The sequence below is a fragment of the Collinsella sp. MSK.8.10 genome (genome assembly GCF_019041915.1).
Classification (GTDB): domain Bacteria; phylum Actinomycetota; class Coriobacteriia; order Coriobacteriales; family Coriobacteriaceae; genus Collinsella.
This window is the reverse complement of record NZ_JAHPYF010000003.1, coordinates 75,593-101,655: the sequence shown is the minus strand read 5'-3', so window position 1 is coordinate 101,655 and position 26,063 is coordinate 75,593. Positions and strand designations below refer to the sequence as shown.

Below are 26,063 nucleotides of genomic sequence, written 5' to 3'. Positions count from 1 at the left end.
TGTTCAACAATACACCCCGAGCGAGATGCTAGATGCTCTTACTTGAGCGTAGCGTACATGACAGCCTTGATGGTGTGCATGCGGTTCTCGGCCTCGTCGAAGACCTTGGAAGCGGGGCTCTCGAAGACCTCGTCGGTGACCTCCTGCTCGGTGATGCCGAACTGCTCGCACTTCTCGGCGCCAATGGTGGTGTTGGTGTCGTGGAAGCTGGGCAGGCAGTGCAGGAAGATGGCACCCGGGTTGGCCATAGCCATGACCTCGGAGGTGACACGATACGGGGTGAGCTGAGCGATGCGCTCGGCCCAGACCTCGTCGGGCTCGCCCATGGAGACCCACACGTCGGTGTAGATAACGTCGGCACCGGTGACGCCGTCCTTGACGTCGGTGGTCAGCTTGATGGTGCAGCCGTTGGCCTCGGCGATGGGCTTGCAGGCCTCGATGACGTCGTCGGCGGGCATGCACTCCTCGGGGCCACAGGCCACGAAGTTCATACCGAGCTTGGAGCAGACGACCATGAGGGAGCGAGCAACATTGTTCTTGCAGTCGCCCATGAAGACGAGAGTCTTGCCCTTGATGTCGTAGTTGAAGTTCTCCTGGACGGTCAGGATGTCGGCGAGCATCTGGGTGGGGTGCCACTCGGTGGTCAGGCCGTTCCACACGGGCACGCCGGACTTAGCAGCGAGCTCCTCGACGTCGTCCTGGGCAAAGCCACGGAACTCGATGCCGTCATACATGCGGCCGAGAACGCGGGCGGTGTCCTCGATGGACTCCTTCTTGCCCATCTGCGACGAACCCGGATCGAGGTAGGTGACGCCCATGCCCAGATCCATGCCGCCGACCTCAAAGGCGCAGCGGGTACGAGTGGAGGTCTTCTGGAAGAGCAGAACGATGTTCTTGCCCTCGAGATAGCGGTGCGGAACGCCAGCGCGCTTCATGTCCTTGAAGTTCTTGGAGAGCTTGAGCAGGTACTCGATCTCCTCGGTGGTGAGGTCGAGGAGCTTGAGGAAGCTACGGCCGGAGAGGTTAACACCCATGGTTCGAATCCTTTCGAAGAAATGAATTACATAAGTATCAGTGTTGCCCGTTTGACGGGCGAAACCGGTGCGGTTGTAGGGAGACCGCACCGGAAACGGAAAGACTTAGAGGTCCTCGCGCCAGAAGGGCATGCTCATGCAGCGCGGGCCGCCGCGGCCGCGGGAGAGCTCGGCGGAGGGCACGACGAGAAGGTCCAGGCCCTCCTTGTACAGCACGTCGTTGGTGACGGTGTTGCGGGCGTAGACGCAGATCTTGCCGGGCTCGACGCACAGGGTGTTGGAGCCGTCGTTCCACTGCTCGCGGGAGGCCGCGATCGGGTCGCCGCCGCCGCAGGGGATCAGCTTGACCTGGTCGACGCCGGTGGCGTCCTCCAGGACGTGCTCGAGGGTGTCCTCGATCAGGCGGATGTTCACGTCGCCCGGGTTCTTGCCGGCGGTCAGCTCGTAGACGCGCAGGGTGCCCATGATGGCGGGGTGGATCGTGAACTTATCGACGTCGATCTGGGTGAAGACCGTGTCGAGGTGCATGAAGGCGCGCGAGACCGGGATGTCGAAGGCCAGGATGCGCTCGACCTTGGAGTCGGAGTTCCAGAAGATGTTCTGGGCCATGATGTCGATCGCGGCGGCCTGGGTGCGCTGGGAGATGCCGACGGCGAGGGTCTTCTCGTTGATGTTCAGCACGTCGCCGCCCTCGGTGTGGAACTGGCAGTCGCGGCGGAAGTACAGCGAGACGTCCTTGTAGTCGGGGTGGTACTTGAAGACGTACTTGCCGTACAGGGTCTCGCGGTTGCGGGTGACCGAGTACATGCGGTTGAGGTTGACGCCCTCGCCGACGACCGCGAACGGGTCGCGGGTGAAGTAGAGGTTGGGCATCGGGTCGATGATCAGGTCGGACTCGGACTCGGAGTTGACCAGGGAGTCGAGGGTCGTGGACGCCGTGAGGGGCATGTCGATCTCGGCCTTGGTCATGCCGGCCATGGTCTTCTTGACGAACTCGAGGTTGTCCTCGATGGAGTCCAGCTTCTCGCGGACGATCTGCGGCATGTGCTGGCCGCGGATGCCTGCCTCGGCGATGTACTGGTCGGTGAACTCGGCGCGGGCGCCGGGGACCTGGTCGAACACCTCGGCGACGAGGTTCTCGAGATAGAGGACCTCCACGCCCTGGTCCCTCAGGATCTGGGCGAAGGTGTCGTGCTCCTGCTGCGCGACCTCCAGGAACGGGACGTCGTCGAACAGGAGTCGCTCGAGCTCGTCGGGCGGCAGGTTGAGGAGCTCGTCGCCGGGACGGTGCAGGCAGACCTTCCTGAGCTTGCCGATCTCGGAACGCACGTGCAGACCTTTCGTCATGGCCTCCTACCTTTCTTTCGGGCCTTTCGGCCGAATCTCTCAGCGCCCTTCCATAGCGGACGCTGCTTGCTGACAGCACTAGTTATATCCAAATTCCACCCGCAATTCCACCTCGCCCCCGAACGGTCAACAAAGTGCGATGAACGGTATATCGCATATGATTCCCCCATAATGCACTTCAGCGTTCTAAAGTAGCTTTTCAAAGGTAAATGCTCTTTTTTCTTAAAAACCATTTGCGATTGCGTCTCTAAACTTTTGATTCAGAATTGCATAGCTAAATCGGTTTTATGTATATAAATGACGCTAGTTTACGTTTCTGCCTGTATTCGATGATATTCAGCTATCTATCATTCTTATTCATACTTACGCATCAGTTGAGTGAGGATATAGACCGCTTGCAGACGAGCGGGGCGTCAGTCCTATGACTTGTCAGCGTAAGAAGTAGGTAAAGATACCGTTCACGCGATACGTCCGTGCCAGCGGTCGACTAAATTGAGACAATAGTGATTTAGAGTTAGGCTACCGTCCTCTACGGGGACTGAACGGACAGATGCATATGTCGAGCAAAATCGAAAAGAAGCAAGCCGCTGCAAAGCTGCGCAAGCCGCCGCGCGACTTCTCGTACACGCAAAACCGAGAGCTTAGCTGGCTGCGCTTTAACAACCGCGTGCTTGACGAAGCCTTCGATGAGACCGTTCCGCTGTTCGAACGTCTAAAGTTCGTGTCGATTTTCGAGTCTAACCTCGACGAGTTTCTCATGGTGCGCGTGGGCGGCCTGTCCGATCTGGCAGAGCTCAAAAAACAGCCTGTCGACAACAAGAGCAATATGACCGCCTCCGAACAGGTCGATGCTGTCATGGCCGAGCTGCCCGGGCTCCTTACCCGCTGGGAGTCCATCTTTAAGAGCATCGAGGGCAAGCTCGACACTCTGGGCGTTCACCGCGCCCGCATCGATTCGCTTACGCCCGAGGAGCGCACCTTTGTAACCCGCTACTTCCAGGCCTACGTGTCGCCGGTTATCTCACCATTGGTCATTGACCCGCGCCACCCCTTCCCCAACCTGCGCAACGGCGCGCTCTATCTGGCTTGCGGCCTAGACGGCGTCACTGACGAGGAGAGCCTGCTGGGCCTTATCGAGATTCCTGCCTCGATGAACCGCGTGGTCGAGATCCCCTCGCCCACCGGCACCTACTCCTACATCTTGCTCGAGGACGTCATCCTCGCCTGCCTGGACAGTTGCTTTGGCTCCTACAAGCCACTCGACCGCGCGCTCATCCGAGTCACCCGCAACGCCGATATCGACCCGGACGGCGAGGGCGTCGAAGAGGAAGAGGACTACCGCCAGCACATGAAGCGCATCCTCAAGAAGCGTCTGCGCCTGCAGCCGGTGGTGCTCGCCGTATCGGGCTCACTCGAGAAGCCAACGCTCAAGACCATCCGCAAAGCGCTCGAGCTCTCGCGTCGCTCGGTGTTTACATGCGATATCCCCCTTGACCTGGGCTACGTCTTTGGCATTGAGGGCAAGATTCCCGAACACCTACGCAACGAGCTGCTCTTTACGCCGTTTAAGCCGCAGCCCAACCCCACCATCGATATGGCCCGCTCCATCCGCGAGCAGGTGTTGCAGCACGACAAGCTGCTCTTTTACCCTTACGAGGCCATGAACCCGTTCTTGGACCTGGTGCACGAAGCAGCCTACGACCCCGAGTGCATCTCGCTGCGCATCACGCTCTACCGCGTGGCCAAACAGAGCCGCCTGTGCGAGTCGCTCATCGATGCTGCCGAAAACGGCAAAGAGGTCACGGTACTCATGGAGCTCCGCGCCCGCTTTGACGAGCAGAACAACATCGAGTGGGCCGAGCGTCTGGAAGAGGCCGGCTGCACCGTTATCTACGGCTCCGAGGGCTTTAAGTGCCACTCCAAGATCTGCCAGCTCACCTATCGCGAGGGCATGGCGCTTACCCGTCTGACGCTTTTGGGCACCGGCAACTTTAACGAGAAGACGGCCAAGCTCTACAGTGACTTTATGCTCATGACCGCCCATCCCGGTATCGGCGAGGACGCCAACCTGTTCTTCCGCAACCTGTCGCTGGGCAACCTGCGCGGCGACTACCGATTCCTGGGCGTGGCGCCCGTGGGCCTCAAGCCGCTCATCATGCGCGGTCTGGACCGCGAGATTCAACGCGCCCTTGTCGGCGAGCCCGCCCGCGTGTTCTTTAAGCTCAACTCGCTTACCGACCGCGAGGTCATCGACAAGATTGCCGAGGCATCGTGTGCCGGCGTGCGCGTGGACATGATCATCCGCGGCATCTCGTGCCTCAAGCCGGGTGTTGCCGGCAAGACCGAGAACGTGCACGTTCGCTCCATCGTCGGACGCTTTCTGGAGCATGCGCGCGTCTATGCCTTTGGCGTGGACTCGGACATGATCTACCTGAGCTCGGCAGACATGATGACGCGCAACACCGAACACCGCGTGGAGATCGCCTTCCCCGTGCTCGACCCCACCTGCCGTGCCCTGGTGCACGAGTACATGGGCATGCAGCTGCGCGACAACGTGAAGGCCCGCAGCCTCACGAGCGACGGCACCTGGGTCCCCGTAGAGCGTGCAGAGGGTGAGAAACCCTTCAACTCGCAGGAAGCTCTACTGGAGCGTGCCTATCGCAACGCCGAGGCCGCGCCCGAGCCCGTCATTGAGGCGGAACCTGCCCCCGAGGCCGAGCCGCAGCCAGTAGCACCCAAGGTCCAAGAGGTCCAGGCGACCGTCATTGAGCCCGAGCCTGCACCTGCACCTCGGCCCGAGACGCAGGTCACCAAGCCCGCACCCGAGACGAGCGCCCGTCGCGATAAGCCCGCTGGCAAGACCAAGGCCATCGAGCGCCATCGCCCCGGTCGCGTGCGCATGGGCCTGGGCCTGATCGGCCTGGGTCTTAAGACGCTCATTACCGGCAAGACGAAATAGTCGTTTGTAGAAGCAGTTTGTAGAAGCGCCCCGCATTTGAGGAAAGCCTCAGATGCGGGGCGCTTTTCCCTGCTACCATGGTGCGGACAACAACGCGAATGACAGGCAGGGATATGAAGCTCACCATAGAATCGATGACGTACGGCGCCGACGGGCTGGCGCATGCCGACAACGGCAAGGCCGTATTTGTGCAGGGCGCCGTGGCGGGCGACACCGTCGAGGCCGAGATCGTGCAGGACGGTAAGTCGTTCATGCGCGCCCGCACCACCGAGGTTCTAGAGCCAAGCCCCGATCGCATTCAGCCTCCTTGCCCCTTCGTTGGCATTTGCGGCGGCTGCTCGTGGGGCAACCTCTCGCGCACGGCACAGCTTGCCGCCAAGGAACAAAACCTGCGCTCCACGCTCGAGCGCATCGGCAAGTTCGCTCCTGAGCAGGTCGATGAGTTGGTGCAGCCCATCTGCCACACCAAGGACGACTGGGGCTACCGCAATAAAATCGAGCTCGAACCGACCGTCGTCAACGGTCGCATGCGCCTTGGCATGCACGGTGTCGACCCCAGTAAAATCGTGACCGTCGATACGTGCCCGCTGTTCGATAAGCGCTTCCCGAAGGCGCTCAAATCGGTCGTCGGCGCACTCAACTATCTAAGCGGCAGCCATGACTTGGGGCTCGAACGCGTGGGCATTCGCGCATCGCGCCGCACCAAGGCACTCGAGGTCGCGCTCTGGACGCCCACAGGCTCTTTTCCGCGCTCGCAGGTCTCCCGCGTGCTGGCGGACGCCGCTCACCCCACGAGCATCGTGCGCGTGATGAGCAAGGGCGAAAAGAAGGCCCGCCGTGTCTCCAAGGTCGAAATGCTCGCCGGAGAGGGCTCATGGACCGAGAATATCGCCGAGGGTCAGATGCGCTTGTCTGCCCCGTCTTTTTTCCAGGTCAACACCAAGGGTGCCGAGATTTTGATCGATCTTGTCATGGAAGCGCTCGACCCGCAGGAAGACGAGCTTGCCGTGGACCTGTACTGCGGTGCCGGCACCTTTACCCTGCCGCTCGCCCGCCGCTGCGACTTTGTTGCCGCCGTCGAGGCCTACGGTCCGGCCGTGCGCGACCTGCGCCGTAACCTCGAGATCAACAAACTCGACAACGTCGACGTCATCGGTGGCGATGCCGTGCGCGAGTTCCCCGACCAGGATGCCGACGTCTTGGTGGTCGACCCGCCGCGCGCAGGCCTCGCCCCCGAGGCGATCGACCTTATCGCCAGCACGAGTGCTCGCGATGTCGCCTACGTGAGCTGCGACCCGGCCACCCTGGCGCGCGATCTCAAACGCTTTGTCGAAGAAGACACCTTCTCCCCCGTAAAGATCACGCCAGTCGACCTATTCCCGCAAACCTTCCACTGCGAGACCGTCGTCCACCTTAGGCGCAACTAGCCACTTAATCATTGCTCAGAAAAATCATTAGGAAATCGAGCGTGGCAAGCGGAGGTCTTCGGGGTATAAGACGGCTAATTGTATGCCGCCTTACGAAAGGAACTCTCATGCCCAGCGTTGCCGTTCTCGCCGCCGATGGCTTTGAAACGATTGAATGCCTGACCATGGTCGACGTCATGCGTCGCGGCGGCGTGCGCGCCACGCTCGTCTCGATCATGCCCACGCGTGAGGTCGTAAGCTCGCTGCAGATTCCCGTGACCTGCGATGCGCTCTTTGACGAGATCGACTTTGACGAGTACGACTGCGTCGTGCTGCCCGGCGGCCTGCCCGGTGCCACCAACCTGCGCGCCGACCAGCGCGTCTGCGACGTAGTCTGCGATTTCGCCGCGACCAAGCACGTTGCCGCCATCTGCGCCGCCCCGTTTATCCTGGGCGAGCTTGGTCTACTCGAGGGACGCCGCGCCACGTGCTTCCCCGGCTTTGAGAAGAGCTTCCCCGAGGGCACCTATACCGGCGAGAAAGTCACGCAAGACGGCAATATCATCACTGCCAGTGGCATGGCACAGTCACTCCCCTTTGCCTTGGAGCTGTTGCGCACGCTCGCCGGCGAAAAGGCCGTCGAGAAGGTCGCCGAGGGCATCCAACTATGATCTTGGCTTCGCAATCGCCGCGCCGCATAGAGCTGATGCGCGAGGCGGGCTATAACATTCGCGTAATTCCCGCAGACATCGATGAAACGCCTTTTGATGGCGAAGCTCCGCTTACGCTCGTCGAGCGCTTGGCGCGTGCTAAAGCTGCTGCCGTCGCCGCCGAGCATGCCGAGCCCAATGAGCTGACCGTCGCGGCCGATACCATCGTCACCTTCGATGGCAAGATTTTGGGTAAGCCGGCAAACGGGGACGAGGCGCGCGCCATGCTCCACGAGCTTTCGGGCCGCACGCACCAGGTGGCAACTGGCGTCTGCATCGTTAAAGCCGGCGACGCTGCAGCTCCGCATGCCGCCGAGAGTCTGTCGTTTGTCGATGTGACCGACGTGACGTTCTATGAGCTTACCGAAGAGCAGATCGAGCACTATGTCGCCTCCGGCGAACCCATGGACAAGGCCGGGGCCTACGGCATCCAGGGCACAGGCGGCCGCATGCTCGTGCACGATATTTCCGGTGACTTCTACAACGTGGTGGGCTTGCCCATCGCCCGCGTCGCACGCGCGATTCAAAAACTCTCGTAATCGCATCTGGCGCCGGGTATCCCCCAGCGCCTACAATTTTGCCGTACCGTACGGATCCCGACCGGGCATAAGGCCCGGCGGAAAACCGATAGGAGAAAATATGGACACACCGCTCGAAGCCATCGATGTTTGCAATGTCGATGGCTTTTGCTTTGGCAACTATACGGACGAGGAGGCTGGCACCGGCTGCACCGTAATCGTGGCGCCCGAGGGTGCCACCGGCGGTGTTGACGTACGCGGCGGCGCTCCCGCTTCGCGCGAGACCGACCTGCTGCGTCCCGAAAACACTGTCGATAAGGTCCACGCTGTCTGCCTTTCGGGCGGATCGGCCTTTGGCCTCGAAGCCGCAAGCGGCGTGGCCCGCGAACTCGAGAGCCGCGGCATCGGCCTTCCCGTCGGCCCCACACAGGTGCCCATCGTGTGCTCGAGCTGCATCTTCGACCTTGCCTTTGGCGACCCCACCGTGCGTCCCGACATTGAGGCCGGTATCGCTGCCGTGCGCGAGGCGCTCGACCACACCCCTGCCACGCTCGAGCAGGGCAACGTGGGCGCCGGCACCGGCGCCACTGTAGGCAAGCTCATGGGACCTGCTACCTGCATGAAGGCCGGCCTTGGAGCTGCCGCCGTGGCACTCGGCCCCGTCAAGGTGGGCGCCGTGGTCTCCGTCAACGCCTGCGGCAACGTCGTCGACCCGGCCACTGGCGAGTGGGTGGCCGGCATGCGCGCCGCAGCCGATAGCGACCAGATCGTCGACATGGAGCTCGCCGCCCTTGCCGCCGCCGGCTCCATGCAGATGCCGCTCGACCGCACCAACACCACCATCAGCTGCATCGTCACCAACGTGGAGCTCACTAAGGCCCAGGCCACCAAGGTCTCTCAGATGGCCGCGGACGCCTACGCGCACGCCATCCGCCCCACACACACCACCAACGACGGCGACACCATCTACACCCTCGCCAGCGCCAAACTGGGCGCCCAGGCAAGCGCCGCCGTTCCCCTAGACCAGCTGGGCATGCTCGCCATAAGAGCCCTGGAAACCGCCATCGTAAACGGAGCCAAAACCGCCAAAACCTCCCACGGCATCCCCGGCGCCGCGAAGTAACCAAGACCCACCGGACAACCTACTCAACAAGATCCCTTTCAGCCCAGGCCCCTGTGTACCGCGCGTCTAAGATCTTCAAATTCAGCTGCCTGACAATCAATTCTTATGGCAGAGGCCCCTTGGCCTTTAGTTTGATACAAGTTCCGCACGAGCCGGAAAGCACTTAATGTGCTTTCCGTGCGAGCAGGACTGTTCGCAGTAGCAAACTAAAGGCCAAGGGGCCCAGTCAACCTATCATCAGCGATTACTCAGCAGCTAGTTGAATTTGAAGATCTTTGAGGCAAGACGGTATAGGCCGAGTGTGGTTTTGTCTCCGGCACGACCGCGCAGGTTGGTGAAGAAGCCGACCACACCGTAGCGTGCACGACGATACATACGCTCGTCATAGGCTTTCAGATCACTCCACAACGTCTTCAGGCGCTCGTCGGCACAATCCTCGTCGGAAAGCTTAGTAAGCACCGAGCAGATTGCCATCATCATGGTGAAATAGCCCATCATGTACGAGCGCAGACGCGATGACTCGACATCGCCGTACAGATGGAACGACTCCATCATGATGCGCGTCACGCGGAACTGCTGGTCCAGACGCTTGACCATCGTGGCCTCGTTGACGCTTTGACCCTCACGGCCGATAAAGTAGCGATAGAGGTCGATATCGGCGTAGTACATGGTCTTACAACGCGGCAGCGGCACGTAGGCGTAGATGTTGTCTACATAGAACGTGTGCGGCGGCATAGGCAGATTGGACGCGCGCAGCACATCCGTGCGATAGCACAGGCTGTGCATAAGCAGATTCTGGTCCAGACGGAAATGACCAATCTGGTCCCAGGTAAAGATCTTTTTTCGCGGCAGGGCAAACTTGTAGCCAATAGCGGTGTGCGTACCCTCGTAAACCTTCTCGTACACATAGTTCGAGATAAAGAGGTCGACGCGCTGGTCGCGCTCCTCAAAACCGCGCAGGATCGAAAGCATAGTCGACAGGGCTGCGCCATCGAGCCAGTCGTCCGAGTCGACGACCTTGTAGTAGGTACCCTGCGCCTCGCGCAAGCCCGAGAGGACGGCAATGCCGTGGCCGCCGTTCTCCTGATGCACCGCGCGGATGATGCCGGGATAACGTGTCTCCCACTCGTCGGCCTTGGCTGCCGTCTCGTCCTTGGAACCGTCATCGACGATGATGATCTCGATATCGGTGGCGTAATTGCTCCCCTCCAGAATGGAGGTGATGCAATGGTCCATGTCCTTGGCGGCGTTATACGAGGGAATACCGAATGATATGACTTTATGCATGGCAGGCGATAATCTCATCCGAAAGATCGAGGGCAGAGTTGGTCACGGCATCCATATCGTAGTAACGATACTCGGCCAGACGACCCACCGGGTGGAAGTTCGTCAGGTTCTGGACGCGCTCAAGATAGCGCTCATAGAGCTCGCGGTTCTCGGGCTCCAGAATGGCGTAATAGGGCGTCTCGCCCGAGCCGGGCGTATAGGCCTTGGAATACTCCTTCATGATGGTGGTCTTGCCGGGCAGGACCTGACCAGTCATGTTCTTGAACTCGGTGATGCGCGTGTAATCCTCGCTCGTGGTGTAGTTGACGGTGCCCACGGGCTGGAACTGGTCCATATCGAGCGTCTCGAACTTCATGTCGAGCGTACGGTACGGCAGAGCGCCCAGGTCGAGGTTGAACAGCTCGTCAAGCGGACCGGTGTAGACGATCTCGCCGCCATAGACCTTACCGTCGATCTTGACGGTGGTCTCGTCGATCTCGAAGAGGTCGCGGGCGTCCACGTCGCAGAACACATCAATCAGATCGTGGTCGAGCATGCGCTCGAACAGCGCGGTATAGCCGTCCTGCGGCATGCCCTGGAAGGGAGCCTGCGGGAAGTAGCGGTCATCGTCGCCCACAAAGACGGGAACGCGGCCGGTGATCGAGGGATCGATCTGGTCGGGCGTCTGACCCCACTGCTTCATGGTGTAATGCAAAAAGACGTTCTCGTAGACGTAATCGGCGACCTCGGCAAGATCCGGGTCGTTCTTCTTGCGCAGCTCCATGATGGGCACCTTGACGTCCTTGCCAAAGGTCTCCACGAGCTTCTGATACAGCTCCTCGCCGCGCTCATCGCCAAAGGCAAGCTTGAGGCTCGCGTGGTTAAAGGGCACAGGCATAAGGGTGCCGTTGATGTTGGCGAGCACCTTGTGCTGGTAGTCCGTCCACTTGGTAAAGCGCGACAGGAAATTGTGGACGCGCTCATTAAAGGTATGGTAGATGTGCGGACCATACTCGTGGACCAGGATTCCGGCCTCATCAGCGCAGTCGTAGGCGTTACCCGCAATGTGGCTACGGCGTTCCAGAACGGCAACGCGATAGCCGATAGTCTCGGCGAGACGACGGGCACAAACGGCACCGGCATATCCAGCACCGACGACAATCATGTCGTATACGCCGGCGTTAAAGCCTTCAGGCAGGCCTGAGGTAATCTGCATCGATACTCCTTGTCAAAAGCCACGGGCTCGTTAGCTGGGCTTTTCTCGAACATTCTTCGAGACATATTTATCAGAGCGATTATAGCGCTAATGCGTCCTATAATGAGCTTGCCACACAAGGAAAGCTCAAGCACCGCGGCGTACATAATTGAAAGGTAAACCCGCTAGCAGCGGGTTTATTCGTGAACAGCCGGGCGCCTGGAGCTTAGCGAAACGCTTGTAAGGAGTAACATGAGCGATTTCCTAAACCGTATGAAGTCTGCCGCCAAGGCCGACCTTAAGACAATCGTCCTGCCCGAGGGCGAGGATCCGCGCACCATCGTCGCGGCCACCAAGATCATCGAGGAGGGCCTGGCAAAGATCGTCATCCTGGGCAACCCCGACGAGATCAACGTTCCCGGCGCTACCGTCATCGACCCGCGTAATGCCGAGAAGCACGAGGAGTACGCGCAGAAGTTTGCCGAGCTCCGCGCCAAGAAGGGCGTTACCATCGAGCAGGCTCGCGCCCAGGTGATGGATGCCACCTACTTTGGCACCATGATGGTCAAGATGGGCGACGCCGACGGCCTGGTCTCCGGCGCCTGCCACTCCACCGCCGACACCCTGCGCCCTGCGCTTCAGATCCTCAAGACCGCCCCGGGCACCAAGCTGGTCTCGGCCTTCTTCGTGATGTGCACCGACACCCCGCAGTTCGGCACCGACGGCACGCTGATCTTCGCCGACTGCGGCCTCAACATCAACCCGTCCTCCGACGAGCTCTCTGAGATCGCCATCGCCTCCGCTCACTCCTGGTCCACCTTCATGGGCAACGTTGAGCCGCACGTGGCCATGCTCTCCTACTCCACCATGGGCTCCGCCGGCGGCGAGGTCGCCAAGAAGGTCCAAGAGGCCGTGAAGTTCTGCAAGGAGAAGGCTCCCGAGCTCGCCATCGATGGCGACCTGCAGCTCGACGCCGCCATCGTTCCCACCGTCGCCCAGCTCAAGGCTCCTGGTTCCTCCGTTGCCGGTAAGGCCAACGTGCTCGTGTTCCCCGACCTCGAGGCCGGCAACATCGGCTACAAGCTGGTCCAGCGCTTCGCCGGCGCCGACGCCTACGGCCCCATCCTGCAGGGCATCGCCAAGCCGGTTAACGACCTTTCGCGCGGCTGCTCTGCCGACGACATCGTGGGTGTCGTGGCCATCACCGCCGTCCAGGCCCAGATGGCTGAGTAGCGGACATATCCCCTCGGGACCCTACAGGGTAAAGCTCTGAAAACGTCCTCGGACATGCATGAAACCCCCGCTGCGCACTTCGTGCGGCGGGGGTTTCATGCGTCCTGCGGAATATTTTCAGAGCTTTACCCTGTAGGGTCCCTGCCGCCACGTAGCAATCAGAGAATCCGGGGTGGACGGCGGCTTGGCTACGAGCTGGAGCTGAAAATCTGAATGGATGGGTGCCGTTGCTGGGAGCGCAGGCGTTGCTGATGATGATCACTTTGGAGATTGAAAGGCCGGTGGGCTTCGGCGGTTGTTGTGCCGGAAACTACATCCCAGTTTGGAGGCGGATTGTGGGATGTGGCTTCCGCTTGGGGCCTGTTTGGGAAACTTTGGGACGGAATTTTGCTTTATTGTGGGTCGCACTTTCCGCAACGTGCCTCAACCGGAAAGCGTGTCCCAGTATTTGCGCTCGAAATGGGATGGGGTTTCCGCCGTCCACCTGCTAGTAAAAAGGCCTCCGGAGCTGTTGCTCTGGAGGCCTTTCGTTTACTTGCAAATGCGCGCGTTAGTTGTTCTTGGTCAGGCGCTCGACGTCGTGGGCGATCATGTATTCCTCGTCAGTGGGGATGACCATGACCGTGACGGCGGAACCGGCGGCGCTGATGACCTGCGGGCCGTTGCCCACAGCCTCGCGGTTCTTGTTGTTGTCGATGCGTACGCCCAGCCACTCAAAGCAGTCGCAGAAGGCCTTGCGGATCGACCAATCGTTCTCGCCGATGCCGGCGGTAAAGGTGATGGTGTCCACGCCCGCCATGGAAGCGATCATGGAACCGGCCTGCTGCATGGCCTTGTATGCGAACATATCGAAGGCAAGCAGGCAGCGCTCATCGCCCTCGGAGGCGCGCGTGCGGATGTCGCGGGCGTCGTTGGAGATACCCGAAATGGCAAGCAGGCCGGACTGCTTGTTCATCATGTCGTCGACTTCCCGGTAGCTGTAACCGCCCTCGCGCTGCAGGTAGCATACGGTAGCCGGGTCAATGGAACCGCAGCGGGTACCCATCATCAGACCGTCAAGCGGCGTGAGGCCCATCGTGGTGTCGCGGCACACGCCGTCCTCGATAGCAGCAAGCGAAGCACCGTTACCCAAATGGCACGAAAGCAGACGGTGGCAGCGCGAACCCAGGATCTCCTTGGCCATCATCCACTCATAGCGGTGGCTCGTGCCGTGGGCGCCGTACTTGCGCACGTGGTACTTGTCGCACACGTCCTTGGGCAGCGCGTAGGTATAGGCGACCTCGGGCATGGTCATGTGGAACGAGGTGTCGAAGACCGCCACGTTGGGCAGCTCCGGATACTTCTCACGGCAATACTCAATCGCCGCGGCCTCGCCGTAGTTGTGCAGCGGAGCAAGCGGTGCCACCTCGAGAATCTTGGCCATGACCTCGTCGTCGACGACCGCGGAATCATCGAAGTGCCAGCCGCCCTGAACGATGCGATGCCCAATGCCATCAATCGTAAAGTCGGTCTTCTCGAGCTCCTCGAGCACACGAGCGATAGCAGAGCGATGATCGGGGAAAGGGACCTCCTCGGTCTGCTTGGCGCCACCGTTCTCGGAGTGGCCAAAGATGCCCATGTCCGAACCGATACGTTCGCAGTTGCCCTTGGCGAAAACCTCGCGGGTAACGGTATCCAAAAGCTGATATTTAAGGCTTGAGCTGCCGGCGTTGACAACAAGTACGTTCATGAGACTCCTTTGCAGTGCAATACGGTCGACGCAGACCCCTTAAGGCGGCCGCATTTTAATAAGAAGTTATCACAACTTGATAAATAGCTATCAAGCATATCGCCCAACGAGCACAAAAGAGGGGCCGAACGGCGCTCGGTCGTCCAGCCCCTCCCCTCTTGCAATTACTTGCCGTTGACGATGCGCTCGACGTCAGAAGCGATCATGAACTCCTCGTCCGTGGGAATGACGAAGATCTTGACCTTGGAATCCTTGGCAGACAGGCACCAAGCGCCGTCGCCACGCAGGGCGTTACGGGCATGGTCCATCTTGACGCCCATAAAGGCCAGACGGTCGGCAACGCCGGCGCGAACGGCCGGAGCGTGCTCACCGATGCCGGCGGTGAAGACCAGCGTGTCCATGCCGCACATGGAAGTGGCCATCTCGGCAGCCTTGGCGGCAATCTTGTAGACGAACATATCGAAGGCGAGCTGAGCCTCAGGGTCACCAGCAGCGGCGAGCTCCTCGACATTGCGGCAGTCGTTGGTCTTGCCGCCGGTCACAGCCAAAAGGCCGGACTTCTTGTTCATCATCTCGTCGACCTCGTCGAAGGTGTAGCCGCCCTCGCGCTGCAGGTAGCACACGGTAGCCGGGTCGATGGAGCCGCAGCGGGTGCCCATCATGACGCCGTCGAGCGGGGTGAGGCCCATGGTGGTGTCCATGCACTTGCCGTCCTCGATGGCGCACAGGGAGGCACCGGAGCCGATGTGGCACACGACGACCTTGCGGGCCTCGCCGTTGGTCATCTCGGCGACCTTCTTGGAGATGTAGCGGTAGCTGGTGCCGTGGGCGCCGTACTTACGGATGTGCAGCTTGTCGCAAACATCCTTGGGAAGGGCGTAAGTCTTGGCGACCTCGGGCATGTTGAAGTGGAAAGCGGTGTCGTAGACCGTAACGTTGGGCAGGTCGGGATACTGCTCCAGGCAGTACTCGATAACGTTGGCCTCGGGGTTGTTGTGCAGCGGCGCTAGCGGGGCGACCTCGCGAATCTTGGCGAGAACGTCCTCGTCGACGAGGGAGGAATCGCCAAAGTACCAACCGCCCTGAACGATGCGGTGACCGATGCCCTCGATCTTGACGCCGTTGGCCTCGAGGTCCTTCAGGACAGCCTCGATGGCGACCTTGTGGTCGGGGAACTCGATGTTCTCGGTCACCTTCTTGGAGCCGTTGGCAGCATGGGTGAAGGTACCGCCGGTAAAGCAGACGCGCTCGCAGGAGCCCTTTGCGGACACCTTGTGGGACTTGGTATCGATGACCTGATACTTAAGGGTCGAAGATCCTGCGTTGACGACCAGAACGTTCATGTGTCTCCCTACTAACAGGCGGTGTGGCGCCGCCAGGTTACATACGCTTCAATAATAAACCCAAACGCCCTCGCGCTCGGGTTTATTGCGTTGATATATAAGTTATCGGTGCCTAAATACTCATGGCCTTTGACTTGTAAGACGAAATAGCGCGGGGATATACACCAGGGAAGAAATCCCGAGCGCAACAAGCAATACGACTCGAATGCCCGCAACGCTACTCAGCACAGAGTTGAGCAGATAGAAAAGAACGGCACCCACCGCCACCATCTGGCTTTGAACCGAAATCAGTGAACAGCGCATCGATGAGTCGGCAGCATTTTGGAAAACTGAGTATTTGATTGGGGCAAACAACGAGTACGCAACTGTCTGCAGCACATAGAACACGGGCAGCAAATTAGCCGGAGTAAGGGGGATCAAAAACAAAGCTGTCAATACTAAGCGAATGATGCCGCAAATACGCGCAAAACGGCCCCTGTCGACATGAGCAATCACACTGGGCACAATAAGCCCCATGGAGGCCGAGGCAAGGAGCTGGACCGCAATGGTCACACCCGAAGCGACGGAATTCATTCCGCGGCCCGCAAGCAGCAGTGAGAAAAAGTCTTCCAGGGCGACAAAAGCAAATGCCTGAGAACAGTCCATGATGAACGCTGAACGAAGAATGCCATTACACGCAATAGCGGCACCGATCATCTTCGGGCTAATTCCACGCTCAGGTGCCCCCGCAGTGCCCCCTCTTCGCATCTCAGGAATGCAGACAACGACAACCAACGTCAACACCATTGCGATGATATCTGCCGAAAGACCAATGAGATATGCACCGACAGACGAAATGAAACCGCCCACGCAAGCGGAGATGGCATAAGAGGCATAGAAAACAAATCGCTCAACGACATTAAGTCTTACGAGCTGGTCCTGAGAGACGCTGTCAATGTAAATCGCTTCTATGGATCCGCTCAGACATGCAACGGCAAAACCTTTGAGAGCGAACGCACCGATTAAAAGCAGAGGGGAACGGACGAGAAGCAGGGCGGCGTAGTATCCAAGCATCCCCACGACGCCAACGAGACCGCTTGCCTTTCGTCCAAACCTATCAGCAATATAGCCAGTGGGAACTTCGAGGATGAACTTGCTCACTTGATATGCAATCATCATGCTAGAAATCGCCACTATCGAGAATCCGACGAATTCAAGGTAAACCGTCAGAAAATACAAAATAGTGCTGAAGTTCGACAGAAAAACGAACGTCATATAAAGCAAAACCGTACGGTTTTTCATGCTCCGCCCTCCAAGAGTCAGCAATCTAAATCGAAATCTTGGAAAAGCATGAGGGCAAAGCTGTCAGCTATGTGTTGCAGGGCGTCAACATTCACTTGACGACACGAGGCCAAATGGCCTCACGAAGCGAGATGACGCAATAGGTGAAGAAATACCGTCTGGTGTCGATCGGTCCAGGCATTTTGTCGATAGCAAAAGTAGATGGGCAAGGCTACGTCATGTGAGGCTTCAATGGAGCACTCGCTCACTTCCGATCCATCCGATGCGAGAGAAGAGCCAGAAAAACTCAATATCAATCCCCCGGCTTGAAGAAACTCAGCCTGCGCCCTGTTTCCGTATTCGACATCGCGAAAGCGGAAATTAACCAGCTGAGCTTCGGGACATTGATTGATTGCATTGAGACAGGGTGACAAATTAATGGGAACAGCGAGCCTGCCGCCCAGTAACTCACGAACGGTCATAGCACCCACAGATTGATGACCAGCTGGGCATGAAAGAACCCTGAGCTCCTTTTCACCCATATATTTTGAAGAAAGGACGCTGTCCCGTGGTTCCTCAAACGAGATAGCCGCGTCCGAAATGCCAAGTATAAGTGATTCAAAGCATGTAGCCGTTGGCTGATGCCACACATCGAGGTGAATCTGAGGGTGCGAGCTTTCAAACGAGTCATACCAGTTTTCGGCAAAAAGGCGCCCCCGCCCATGAAGGCAGGGGGCGTAAAGACGAAAGTGGCCGTCGGGCGAGACGCCGTCGTCCCTCGATTGAGCGTACTTTTTGAGATCGTCGACTTGTGCCAGGATCACGCGTGCACGACGCGCAAATTCTCTGCCCGCCGGAGACAAAACAGCCTCCCCCGCCGATCGGTTGAGCAAAACGATCTGATACTCAGATTCCAACTTTTTGATTGCCGACGAAACGGCCTGCGGACTCACATGAACGGCGCGAGCTGCTTTGCGCACGCCGCCATAGTTCGCTACCGCTTGAAGGTATTCGAGTTGAGAAAGCTGCATAGATTACTCCAAAGGCAGCCAAGTCGACGGCCTACGCGCCCTCAGATGAGGTTCTCACCCAAGTTCTTGCCGCCGAGGACGTGCATATGGAAATGCATGACGGTCTGACCGGCGTTGACGCCCTTGTTGGAGATGACGCGGAAACCGTCCTCCAAGCCCTTGGCCTTAGCGACCTCCTGGATGGCGTGAGCCATGGCGCCCATGGTCTCGGCAGGCACATTATCGGCGATATCGCTGTAGTGCTTCTTGGGAATCACGAGAGTGTGGACCGGCGCCTGGGGGTTGAGGTCGTCGAAGGCGATGACTTGATCGTCCTCGTAAACGACGGTCGAGGGGATCTCGTGGTTGGCAATTTTGCAGAAGATGCAATCACACATGGTTGGTTCCTTTCTCGCAGACCAAGGTAATTATATTTGGTCGGGGTGGTTAGAACGAGAGGTTGTCGTCCGTGTTGGCGGCCTCGCCGTCGGCGAGCACGTCGTTGCCGTCGACGTCCTTAAGGAGCACCGAGACCTTCTGCTCGGCATCGGACAAGCGAGTACGCAGGCTCTTGAGGAGCTCTACGCCGCGGGTATAGCTCTCGAGCGACTCCTCGAGCTCCATATCGCCCGACTCCAGGCTGCGGATGATGAGCTCCAACTCCTGCGAAGCCTGCTTGTACGTAAGCTGCTCGACCGGGGTTTTCTCTGCCATATCTGTTTCCTTTCCTAAAGGTTTATCGCTATGAAACGCAGCCTACTCGACCGTATCGACCGTTGCTGCCACGTTGCCGTCTGCCATGCGTACGCGAATGGCGTCGCCCGGCTTAAAGGTCTTGGCGCTCATAGCCACGCCGTCAACGCTGTACGCGATGGAATAGCCGCGGGCAAGCACCTTGAGCGGCGACAGGGCATCGAGCGAGGCTGCCGTACGGCCCAGGTCGGACGCTGGCTTGTTGAGCATCGTGCGCCCCTGATGCTCCAGGCGAGAGCTCGCGAGCGTGAGCGCATGGCGCTTGCCATCGAGCCCCGAGGTGCTTGCAACCAGACGCTCGGGCAAGCGCTCAAAGTTGGAGCGAAATGTCCCGACCGAGCGTACTATGGCGCCCGACAGGCGATCGGCGGTCAGCGCAAGCTCCGATTCGCGACGCTCGACCATAAATGTGGGGTCGTTGAGGCACGGGCGGCACGCAGCCGCATCGAGCGCATCGCCCAGGCGAGCCGTATAGGTATCCCAGGCACGGCGACCGCGCTGATCGAGCATCTCCAGGTCGACCTGGGCCGACCCAATCATCGATGCCATCGCGGCACCCAGACGCTGATGGCGCGCCTCGAGCACATCGGCCAACTCCGTCATAGCCGGCGCCACCGATTCTGCCGCCGCCGTGGGCGTGGAGGCGCGGCGGTCGCTCACCATGTCGCAAATCGAGGTATCGGGCTCATGGCCGATACCGGTCACCACGGGCACGGGACAGGCAGCCACTGCACGGGCAAGCTCCTCGTCGTTGAAGGTCATGAGGTCCTCGAAGGAGCCGCCGCCGCGCACCAGCAAGATGCAGTCGGGCGCCGGCGTGATGGCGGCGGCACGGCGCAGGCCCTCGATAAGCTCGGCCGGCGCACCCTCGCCTTGAACCTTGGCGCCCACGCAGACAAGCTCGACGAGCGGATTGCGCCGACGCAATGTACGCTTGACGTCGTCGATTACCGCACCGGAAAGCGAGGTGACGACCGCCACGCGGGAGCAGAACACCGGGATGCGGCGCTTGCGCGCTTCGTCCATCAGGCCCTCGCGGCGTAGCTTTTCGGCCAGTTGCGCCACTTGTTGACGCAGCAGACCCTCCCCCGCCAGCGAAAACGAGCGAGCGACAAAGCTCATGCGGCCTGTGGCCTTATAGAGGTTGAAGCTGCCCTTAAAGCTCACCTGCATGCCGTCACGCAGATCGAAGGTACGCTTGAGATAGGCGCCCTTCCAGATGATGCAGTCGACGGCGGCCGAGTCGTCTTTAATCTGGAAGTAGCAGTGGCCGCTTCGGGCATTGGGACCACGAAAACCCGTGACCTCACCCAAAACGCTCAGCTGCGGAATGGCGTCGAGCGCGCCGGCGGCGATCTCCACCGCTTGGCTCACGCTGAGCTCCTTGCGCTCCTGATCGTCCGAACCGTCGAACTCGGCGGAAACGGTATTGCCGGTCAGATTCCAGCCTGCCACGCAGCCTCCTTTCGTCATCGTGCACAAGGGCTTCGGCCCTGCGCAAATTCAAGTCCAACACATAGTACAGCGCCGCGGGGACACGAATCCCCGCGGCGCCCAGCGACCCAATTTGTTATCGGTTGGAGTTTCTGTTGTAGCGAGCCATAAGATAGAGCAGCTGAATAATCGAGGTGAGCGCCGCAGCCACATAGGTAAGCGCGGCGGCCGTCAGCACCTTCTTGGCACCGTTGACCTGCTTGGAGCTCATACCCGACTGCTCAATATACGCCACGGCGCGCCGACTAGCATCAATCTCGACCGGCAGCGTAACCAGTTGGAACAGCACGCTAAACGAGAAGAAGATCAGCGCGAGGGCCGTGAGCCCGGCAATGTTCATAAATAGGCCCAAGAGCAACACGATGGTCCAGGTGTTCTGGGTAAAGTTGACGACCGGCACGAGGGCGGTGCGAACCTTCATCATGGCATAACCGCTTTGACGCTGGGCGGCATGGCCCGCCTCGTGGCAGGCAACGGCAACGCTTGCGACCGACCCGCCCGAACGGTTGGCATCCGAGAGATACAGGTTGTTGTCCTGCGGGTTGTAATGATCGGTGAGCTCACCAGCGACGCCCTTGATACCCACGGCGTTGCAGCCGTTGGCGTCGAGCATGCGGCGAGCGACCGTGGCGCCCGTGTCGCCGTCCGAGCGAACCTTGGACCAGGTTTTGTACGTCGAGTTGATATAGTTCTGTGCGGCAAGACCGATCACCGTGCAGACAAGAACAACCAGCAGGTACAGCGGGTCGATGCCAAAGCCGTATCCATAGTAATAAGGCATGCGAATTCCTCCGAATCGAGTTACACGTTGGAGGCATTTTACCCACTCGCCCAGCCAACGAGACACCATCGATGTTTTGGCATTGCAGCTCTAAAACGTTTGCAGCGCTTGGCAAACCGCGTAACTACAAAAGCTCGATTTTGCCGTCCTTCACAGTGAGTCCCATGTTGCCCGAGAGCAGATCGTCCAGGCGCGAGCCCACAAGCTCAAAGCGCCAGCCTTCGCGCAAGGGGCTCTGCTCGGGATGCTCAATATAGTCGGCCAGGTCATCGCGCGAGGCAATGACCGAGGTCGCCACTCCCGAGCGTTCGGCAACCAGGCGGATAAGCGCGTACATGAGATCCGTCACGCTCTCCAGCTCCGGAGAGATCTGGCGATGCCCGCGCACCATGAGCGGCAGGCGATCGTGCGGGCAGCTTGCGCCGCGCTTGATGGCCATGAGCGCACCGTCCACGTCGCGCTCCCCCAACTGATCGGTACCGCGAATGCTACGGAACTCCTCAACGCGCACGGGATTGCGCTTGACGAGCGCAAGCAGCGTGTCGTCGGACATGACCCACTTGCGCGGGATGTTACGGCGCTCGGCGCGGTCCTCGCGCCAGGCGGCGAGCTCGCGCGCGATGCCCAGCTGGTGGCGGCTGCACGAGTTGATGCGCTTGACCTTGCGGAATGCCTCGTGACGGTCGGCGCGATAGTGCGACTCGTCAGCCAGCGGGCGTAGCTCGTCGAGCACCCAGTCCACACGGCCCAGCTCGCGCAGGCGACTCATCATCTCGGTATAGGCGACGATCAGGTACTTGACGTCATCAATCGCGTACTCAATCTGCTTATCGGTCAGCGGGCGACGCGACCAGTCGGTCAGCGACTCGGTCTTGGGCAGCGAGACGCCGCAAAACGTCTGAACAAGCGCGCCATACGAAATCTGCTGGCGCTCGCCCAAAAAGGCAGCGGCGACCTGCGTATCGAAAATCGGTCGTGGCAGCACGCCCACGGTATGGAGCATAACCTCCATATCCTGCGAGCAGGCGTGGAAGACCTTAGTCACGCTCTCGTCTGCCATAAGCTCGGCCAGCGGCGATAGGTCGTCGATCACCAGGGGATCGACCGCGACGCTCTCGGCAGGGGTGGCAATCTGAACCAAGCACAGGCGCGGATGGAACGTGCGCTCGCGCAAAAACTCGGTATCGACGGCAATCGCGTCGAACTCACGGGCGCGCTGGCAAAAGTCGAGTAGAGCCTGATGTGTGGAAATGTACATATCAACCCATCGAATAAGGTTAGGCCCGAAAAACACGGGTAGGATATCGGCATTGCCTTACAACTATACTCGGTTAGTCACAGAACGGGAACGTAAGTATGCGCTGCCTTATCATCCACAACCCGGCATCGGGCCCCAGCTCAGATGAAATCTTCGCATTCACGCACGCCCTTGCACAGGGCGGCGACGAGGTCGTGATGCGCTTTATCGGCGATGGCATGGAACCCGAGGACGCCGTGGCAGACGTGCGCGAGTTTGATCGCGTGGTCGTTTCGGGCGGTGATGGCACTGTCTCCAACGTGCTCGACCAGATGCGCGGATGCGGTGTCCCCACGCTCGTCTTCCCCTCCGGTACGGCCTGCCTGTTCTTCAACAACATCGGCAATGCCCCCGAGGCGGCGGCGCTTGCCAAGGCTTGCCGCGCCGGTCGCACGGTCAAAGTAGACATGGGCGAGCTCTTTTGGCTCGACGAAGACGGCAACGAGAAGCGCCACGGCTTTATCATCATCGCCGGCTCGGGCTTCGACGCCGAGATCATGATGAAGGCCGCCCCCACCAAAAACGACATCGGCGAGATCGCCTACTTCCTCTCTGCGCTCGCCACGCCCAACCCTACGGTAGCGCACTTTACGATTGAGCATGACGGCATTGTCGAGGAGCTCGATGGCATCTGCTGCATGGCCGGCAACACCTCGGTCATTCAAAACGACATCAACCTGTTCCCCGATTGCCGCATGAACGACGGCATGGTCGACATCGCGGTCATCGAGCCCGTAAAAACCGTCCAGCTGCTCCCGACCGTGATCACCGCCGCGCTCGACCCCGCCGGCAAGTTGCTCGGCCGTCCGCAGTTCAAGATCATCCAGACCAAGGAAGCCAAGATCACCTGCACGCCGTCGCTGGGCATGCAGTTCGATGGCGAGATCATCTCCAGCAACTCGGGCGTCTTTGGTGCCCGCGCGCTTCCGCAATGCCTCGACCTCATCGTCGACGAATTCTCACCGCTCGGAAAATAGGAGGACCCCATGAACGACAATCCCCTGATCGGCTTTATTGTCATCGTCTTGGCCATGCTCGTCGGTTACGCCATCAACGTGATTCACCGCCGAAAGAAGTAAATCTACATTGGTATGATATTCATCCAATTATCGTCTCCCCTGCCGTTTATGCATTTGCCAAACAGCAGGGGATTTTCATTTCGGGCATTCCCAGCTACTTTATTCGACTACAGTAATTACAGGGCGTCTTTATTAAAGTAAAGCTATAAACTGAGTACAATTAACCGCTCATCGCATATTTCATTACGCTTATCGAGTAAGTTTCTTTCATAGATGAATATTGTTTCCAGTTCGTTACGCTAATGGGGTGTCTTTATTGGCTGAAGCCCTCTGGCAACGGAGGGCTTTCGCACGCTGGGAGGGAAAATGAGGAAAACTCACCCCGTCAACGCGCTCAAAAAGCTTGGCATAGGCCTCGCCTTTGGAGCTGCAACCATCATGTCCATGCCGACATCTGCGCTCGCCTGCACGCAGATGTACATGGGCAAGAACCTTACGGCCGACGGTAACACGTACTATGGCCGCACCGAGGACATTGGCACTCGTTACCTCAAACACTATGGCATCGAGCCCTCTTATGGCCCTGGTCATACCTACAGCTCGAACGAGTCCGGATTCTCCTACACCTCGACCAAGACTACGTATCGTTACAGCTACGTGCGCGACCATCCTGCTGAGTGGGACGGACGCTGGGATGCCTACTCCGAGGCCGGCATCAATGAGAAGGGCGTCTCCTGCTCCGCAACACTGAGCACCTCCTACAACGACGATGCCAAGGCAGCGGATCCCACGACCGAGCATGCCCACAAAGCAAATCCCGAGGTCAAAAATACCGGCATCGGCGAGTACAGCTACGCGGGCGTCATCTTGGGCGAGAGCGCAACGGCCCGCGAGGGCGTCGAGCTTATCGGCAGTCTAATTGACGAGCAGGGCGTCTGCTCCAACGACCAGATTGTCATCGCCGACAACACCGAAACTTGGCTGTTCGCCGCGCTTTCCGGCCACCAGTGGATCGCTATGAAGCTGACCGACGACGTCGCTTCGGTCAACCCCAACATTAGTAACCTCAATTTCCAGGTCAATCTTGACGATCCTGAGAACTGCCTCCACTCTGAGGGGATCAAGACTATGCCCGAAGAGAAGGGCTTCGCCAAGTACTTTGAAGACGGACAGTTCGATGTTGCCCAGACCTACGGTGTATCTATCAACAATACGGGCATGGGCTCTTGGGCGCGTTATATCCAGGGCCGTGACTACTTTATGGCTCCGCTGACCGAGGGCACCGACTACGAGATCGTCAAGGACAAGGACAAGAATGACGTCACGCTCGGTGCCATGGTTCATGAGATGCAGCCGCTGTTCTTCCAGCCCAGCAAGTCCGACTGGAACACGTTTGAGCTGATTCGCGCCTTCGGCAACCGCGGTGAAAAAGTCCCCGGCCTTAATGCCAATACTGACGGTGTCAGCAGCATCGGTTCCGACCGCACCGCCGAGGCCAACCTCTTCCAGATTCGAAAGGGCTATGACCCCGAGGTTGCAACCATCCAGTGGGAGATGCTCTCCTGCGCCGAGTTCTCCGTCGCTATCCCGCTATACTCCGCTCTGATGACCGAAGTCAGCCCCTACTTCAGCGACCAGACCGTTGATTATGGTCACTGCAGCGAGACGGACATCGTGAACAACGAGGAGCCCGAGAACTCCATTAACTACGTCCTGATGGACATCAACTCGCTTTGCTTCGCGAACCGCGCACAATTCGCCACCAGCGTCCGCACCTACCTCGATGCGCTCCAGAACGAGCTCATCGAGCAGAACAAGGAAGTCGACACCGCCATGCTGGCCGAGACGACCACCGAGGGCCGCACTGCCCTGGCCAACAAGGCCGGCAAGGCTGCTACCGAGAACACCTACAAGAAGTGCAAGGCACTGCTCCAGGAGATGCGCGCCTATCAGAAGGCCGAAAACTTCGACCAGCCCTTCACCCCAAGCGACCTGAACACCGAGGCCAACGGCCTCAAGGTGTCCATCACCTACGCCAAGGATGCTCTTGCCACCGATCCGGTCACCCCGGATCAGCCCGGCACTCCCGAGCAGCCTGGTACTCCTGAGCAGCCCGGTACCCCCGAGCAGCCCGCTAAGCCCGAGCAGCCCGCTAAGCCCGAGCAGCCAGCCGCCAAGCCTGAGAAGCCTAGCAAGTCCGACACCACGACCACGGTAACCACTAACAAGACGAACACCAAGGGCGGCCTGCCCACCACTGGCGATCGTTTTGATGGCCGCATGGTGGCCGCATTCGCCATCGCTGGCGTTGCCGTCATCTCCGCGGGCGGTTACTTCCTCTACCGTCGCAATAAGGAGTAACGTCTTAGCTGGGCGGGCAAGGCAGCAATGGCAGCCTCGCCCGCCCAGCCCGCTCTTTTGACCGGCGGGAAACCCGCCTGAAATCTTTTCAAAAAAGATTTCCCCGCACGCACTTCGCTGTGCTATAGTGCAGCGCAACAGCAACTAGGTGCGACCGTGCCACGGTATCACGAAAGGAGCCACCAACATGAAGAACACGATGAAGTCTCTCAACAACTGGTGGTG

The 26,063-nt window shown here is 59.4% G+C and carries 21 protein-coding genes; 8 read left to right on the top strand and 13 right to left on the bottom strand.

Annotated features, from left to right (window positions below; translation table 11 throughout):
* Positions 1 to 38 precede the first annotated feature (38 nt).
* Together argF and arcA are read right to left on the bottom strand one after the other, a co-directional pair.
* Entirely contained in the window at positions 39 to 1,034 is a 996-nt protein-coding gene (gene argF / locus KTF55_RS04815; protein ID WP_006234279.1) for an ornithine carbamoyltransferase, read from the bottom strand.
* 105 nt (positions 1,035 to 1,139) lie between these two features.
* A complete protein-coding gene (arcA, locus tag KTF55_RS04810; RefSeq protein ID WP_217107755.1) occupies positions 1,140 to 2,381 on the bottom strand; it encodes an arginine deiminase in 1,242 nt (413 codons plus the stop codon).
* 556 nt (positions 2,382 to 2,937) lie between these two features.
* Between arcA and ppk1 the strand changes: the two genes are divergently transcribed.
* The 5 genes from ppk1 to KTF55_RS04785 all read left to right on the top strand — a co-directional run bounded on the left by ppk1 (position 2,938) and on the right by KTF55_RS04785 (position 9,097).
* Positions 2,938 to 5,340, top strand: a complete 2,403-nt coding sequence (gene ppk1 / locus KTF55_RS04805) for a polyphosphate kinase 1 (protein WP_226790565.1) — start codon at positions 2,938 to 2,940, stop codon at positions 5,338 to 5,340.
* A gap of 98 nt (positions 5,341 to 5,438) precedes the next feature.
* Positions 5,439 to 6,767 (top strand): 23S rRNA (uracil(1939)-C(5))-methyltransferase RlmD, encoded by a 1,329-nt coding sequence (rlmD, locus tag KTF55_RS04800; protein WP_217107753.1) that lies wholly within the window; start codon positions 5,439 to 5,441, stop codon positions 6,765 to 6,767.
* Between the two features lie 107 nt (positions 6,768 to 6,874).
* Positions 6,875 to 7,417, top strand: a complete 543-nt coding sequence (locus KTF55_RS04795; protein ID WP_217107752.1) for a DJ-1 family glyoxalase III — start codon at positions 6,875 to 6,877, stop codon at positions 7,415 to 7,417.
* A complete protein-coding gene (locus KTF55_RS04790) occupies positions 7,414 to 7,995 on the top strand; it encodes a nucleoside triphosphate pyrophosphatase (protein WP_217107751.1) in 582 nt (193 codons plus the stop codon). The genes KTF55_RS04795 and KTF55_RS04790 overlap by 4 nt, the downstream gene beginning before the upstream one ends.
* 100 nt (positions 7,996 to 8,095) lie before the next feature.
* Positions 8,096 to 9,097, top strand: a complete 1,002-nt coding sequence (locus KTF55_RS04785) for a P1 family peptidase (protein ID WP_217107750.1) — start codon at positions 8,096 to 8,098, stop codon at positions 9,095 to 9,097.
* A gap of 255 nt (positions 9,098 to 9,352) precedes the next feature.
* Here the strand turns inward: KTF55_RS04785 and KTF55_RS04780 are convergent, their stop codons facing one another.
* Together KTF55_RS04780 and glf are read right to left on the bottom strand one after the other, a co-directional pair.
* Entirely contained in the window at positions 9,353 to 10,384 is a 1,032-nt protein-coding gene (locus KTF55_RS04780) for a glycosyltransferase family 2 protein (RefSeq protein ID WP_217107749.1), read from the bottom strand.
* Positions 10,377 to 11,579 carry a UDP-galactopyranose mutase gene (gene glf / locus KTF55_RS04775; protein WP_217107748.1) on the bottom strand — a complete coding sequence of 401 codons (1,203 nt, stop codon included), beginning with the start codon at positions 11,577 to 11,579 and terminating at the stop codon, positions 10,377 to 10,379. The genes KTF55_RS04780 and glf overlap by 8 nt, the downstream gene beginning before the upstream one ends.
* A 231-nt stretch (positions 11,580 to 11,810) precedes the next feature.
* Here glf and pta point away from each other — a divergent pair, with 231 nt between their 5' ends.
* Entirely contained in the window at positions 11,811 to 12,791 is a 981-nt protein-coding gene (gene pta, locus KTF55_RS04770; RefSeq protein ID WP_006234296.1) for a phosphate acetyltransferase, read from the top strand.
* Positions 12,792 to 13,341: 550 nt separating this feature from the next.
* Here pta and KTF55_RS04765 read toward each other — a convergent pair.
* The 9 genes from KTF55_RS04765 to rnd all read right to left on the bottom strand — a co-directional run bounded on the left by KTF55_RS04765 (position 13,342) and on the right by rnd (position 22,419).
* Positions 13,342 to 14,520, bottom strand: coding sequence for an acetate/propionate family kinase (locus KTF55_RS04765; protein ID WP_217107747.1), 1,179 nt, complete (start codon positions 14,518 to 14,520; stop codon positions 13,342 to 13,344).
* A 164-nt stretch (positions 14,521 to 14,684) separates the two neighbouring features.
* Positions 14,685 to 15,863: an acetate/propionate family kinase gene (locus tag KTF55_RS04760; protein WP_117770119.1), complete on the bottom strand. Its 1,179-nt coding sequence runs from the start codon at positions 15,861 to 15,863 to the stop codon at positions 14,685 to 14,687.
* 120 nt (positions 15,864 to 15,983) lie between these two features.
* A complete protein-coding gene (locus KTF55_RS04755; protein WP_217107746.1) occupies positions 15,984 to 17,144 on the bottom strand; it encodes an MFS transporter in 1,161 nt (386 codons plus the stop codon).
* A gap of 119 nt (positions 17,145 to 17,263) precedes the next feature.
* Entirely contained in the window at positions 17,264 to 18,154 is an 891-nt protein-coding gene (locus tag KTF55_RS04750; RefSeq protein WP_117759020.1) for a LysR family transcriptional regulator, read from the bottom strand.
* A gap of 41 nt (positions 18,155 to 18,195) precedes the next feature.
* Entirely contained in the window at positions 18,196 to 18,531 is a 336-nt protein-coding gene (locus KTF55_RS04745; RefSeq protein WP_035137921.1) for a histidine triad nucleotide-binding protein, read from the bottom strand.
* 49 nt (positions 18,532 to 18,580) lie between these two features.
* Entirely contained in the window at positions 18,581 to 18,847 is a 267-nt protein-coding gene (xseB, locus tag KTF55_RS04740; RefSeq protein ID WP_006234311.1) for an exodeoxyribonuclease VII small subunit, read from the bottom strand.
* Between the two features lie 42 nt (positions 18,848 to 18,889).
* Positions 18,890 to 20,341, bottom strand: coding sequence for an exodeoxyribonuclease VII large subunit (xseA, locus tag KTF55_RS04735; protein ID WP_369831645.1), 1,452 nt, complete (start codon positions 20,339 to 20,341; stop codon positions 18,890 to 18,892).
* 115 nt (positions 20,342 to 20,456) lie between these two features.
* Complete coding sequence (locus KTF55_RS04730) at positions 20,457 to 21,161, bottom strand: zinc metallopeptidase (RefSeq protein ID WP_117759022.1); 705 nt, start codon at positions 21,159 to 21,161, stop codon at positions 20,457 to 20,459.
* 124 nt (positions 21,162 to 21,285) lie between these two features.
* On the bottom strand, positions 21,286 to 22,419 hold the full coding sequence (gene rnd / locus KTF55_RS04725; RefSeq protein ID WP_006234315.1) for a ribonuclease D: 1,134 nt from the start codon (positions 22,417 to 22,419) through the stop codon (positions 21,286 to 21,288).
* Between the two features lie 98 nt (positions 22,420 to 22,517).
* On the opposite strand from rnd, the gene KTF55_RS04720 reads away from it, so the two are divergent.
* Both KTF55_RS04720 and KTF55_RS04715 read left to right on the top strand, forming a co-directional pair.
* A complete protein-coding gene (locus KTF55_RS04720) occupies positions 22,518 to 23,435 on the top strand; it encodes a diacylglycerol kinase family protein (RefSeq protein ID WP_117759024.1) in 918 nt (305 codons plus the stop codon).
* 408 nt (positions 23,436 to 23,843) lie between these two features.
* Positions 23,844 to 25,838, top strand: coding sequence for a C69 family dipeptidase (locus KTF55_RS04715; RefSeq protein WP_217107745.1), 1,995 nt, complete (start codon positions 23,844 to 23,846; stop codon positions 25,836 to 25,838).
* Positions 25,839 to 26,063: the final 225 nt, after the last annotated feature.

What these genes read in the sequence shown, in the direction of transcription:
- argF (WP_006234279.1), bottom strand. Translation starts at nt 1,034, where the DNA reads ATGGGTGTTAACCTCTCCGGCCGTAGCTTCCTCAAGCTCCTCGACCTC.
- arcA (WP_217107755.1), bottom strand. Translation starts at nt 2,381, where the DNA reads ATGACGAAAGGTCTGCACGTGCGTTCCGAGATCGGCAAGCTCAGGAAG.
- ppk1 (WP_226790565.1), top strand. Translation starts at nt 2,938, where the DNA reads ATGTCGAGCAAAATCGAAAAGAAGCAAGCCGCTGCAAAGCTGCGCAAG.
- rlmD (WP_217107753.1), top strand. Translation starts at nt 5,439, where the DNA reads ATGACAGGCAGGGATATGAAGCTCACCATAGAATCGATGACGTACGGC.
- KTF55_RS04795 (WP_217107752.1), top strand. Translation starts at nt 6,875, where the DNA reads ATGCCCAGCGTTGCCGTTCTCGCCGCCGATGGCTTTGAAACGATTGAA.
- KTF55_RS04790 (WP_217107751.1), top strand. Translation starts at nt 7,414, where the DNA reads ATGATCTTGGCTTCGCAATCGCCGCGCCGCATAGAGCTGATGCGCGAG.
- KTF55_RS04785 (WP_217107750.1), top strand. Translation starts at nt 8,096, where the DNA reads ATGGACACACCGCTCGAAGCCATCGATGTTTGCAATGTCGATGGCTTT.
- KTF55_RS04780 (WP_217107749.1), bottom strand. Translation starts at nt 10,384, where the DNA reads ATGCATAAAGTCATATCATTCGGTATTCCCTCGTATAACGCCGCCAAG.
- glf (WP_217107748.1), bottom strand. Translation starts at nt 11,579, where the DNA reads ATGCAGATTACCTCAGGCCTGCCTGAAGGCTTTAACGCCGGCGTATAC.
- pta (WP_006234296.1), top strand. Translation starts at nt 11,811, where the DNA reads ATGAGCGATTTCCTAAACCGTATGAAGTCTGCCGCCAAGGCCGACCTT.
- KTF55_RS04765 (WP_217107747.1), bottom strand. Translation starts at nt 14,520, where the DNA reads ATGAACGTACTTGTTGTCAACGCCGGCAGCTCAAGCCTTAAATATCAG.
- KTF55_RS04760 (WP_117770119.1), bottom strand. Translation starts at nt 15,863, where the DNA reads ATGAACGTTCTGGTCGTCAACGCAGGATCTTCGACCCTTAAGTATCAG.
- KTF55_RS04755 (WP_217107746.1), bottom strand. Translation starts at nt 17,144, where the DNA reads ATGAAAAACCGTACGGTTTTGCTTTATATGACGTTCGTTTTTCTGTCG.
- KTF55_RS04750 (WP_117759020.1), bottom strand. Translation starts at nt 18,154, where the DNA reads ATGCAGCTTTCTCAACTCGAATACCTTCAAGCGGTAGCGAACTATGGC.
- KTF55_RS04745 (WP_035137921.1), bottom strand. Translation starts at nt 18,531, where the DNA reads ATGTGTGATTGCATCTTCTGCAAAATTGCCAACCACGAGATCCCCTCG.
- xseB (WP_006234311.1), bottom strand. Translation starts at nt 18,847, where the DNA reads ATGGCAGAGAAAACCCCGGTCGAGCAGCTTACGTACAAGCAGGCTTCG.
- KTF55_RS04730 (WP_117759022.1), bottom strand. Translation starts at nt 21,161, where the DNA reads ATGCCTTATTACTATGGATACGGCTTTGGCATCGACCCGCTGTACCTG.
- rnd (WP_006234315.1), bottom strand. Translation starts at nt 22,419, where the DNA reads ATGTACATTTCCACACATCAGGCTCTACTCGACTTTTGCCAGCGCGCC.
- KTF55_RS04720 (WP_117759024.1), top strand. Translation starts at nt 22,518, where the DNA reads ATGCGCTGCCTTATCATCCACAACCCGGCATCGGGCCCCAGCTCAGAT.
- KTF55_RS04715 (WP_217107745.1), top strand. Translation starts at nt 23,844, where the DNA reads ATGAGGAAAACTCACCCCGTCAACGCGCTCAAAAAGCTTGGCATAGGC.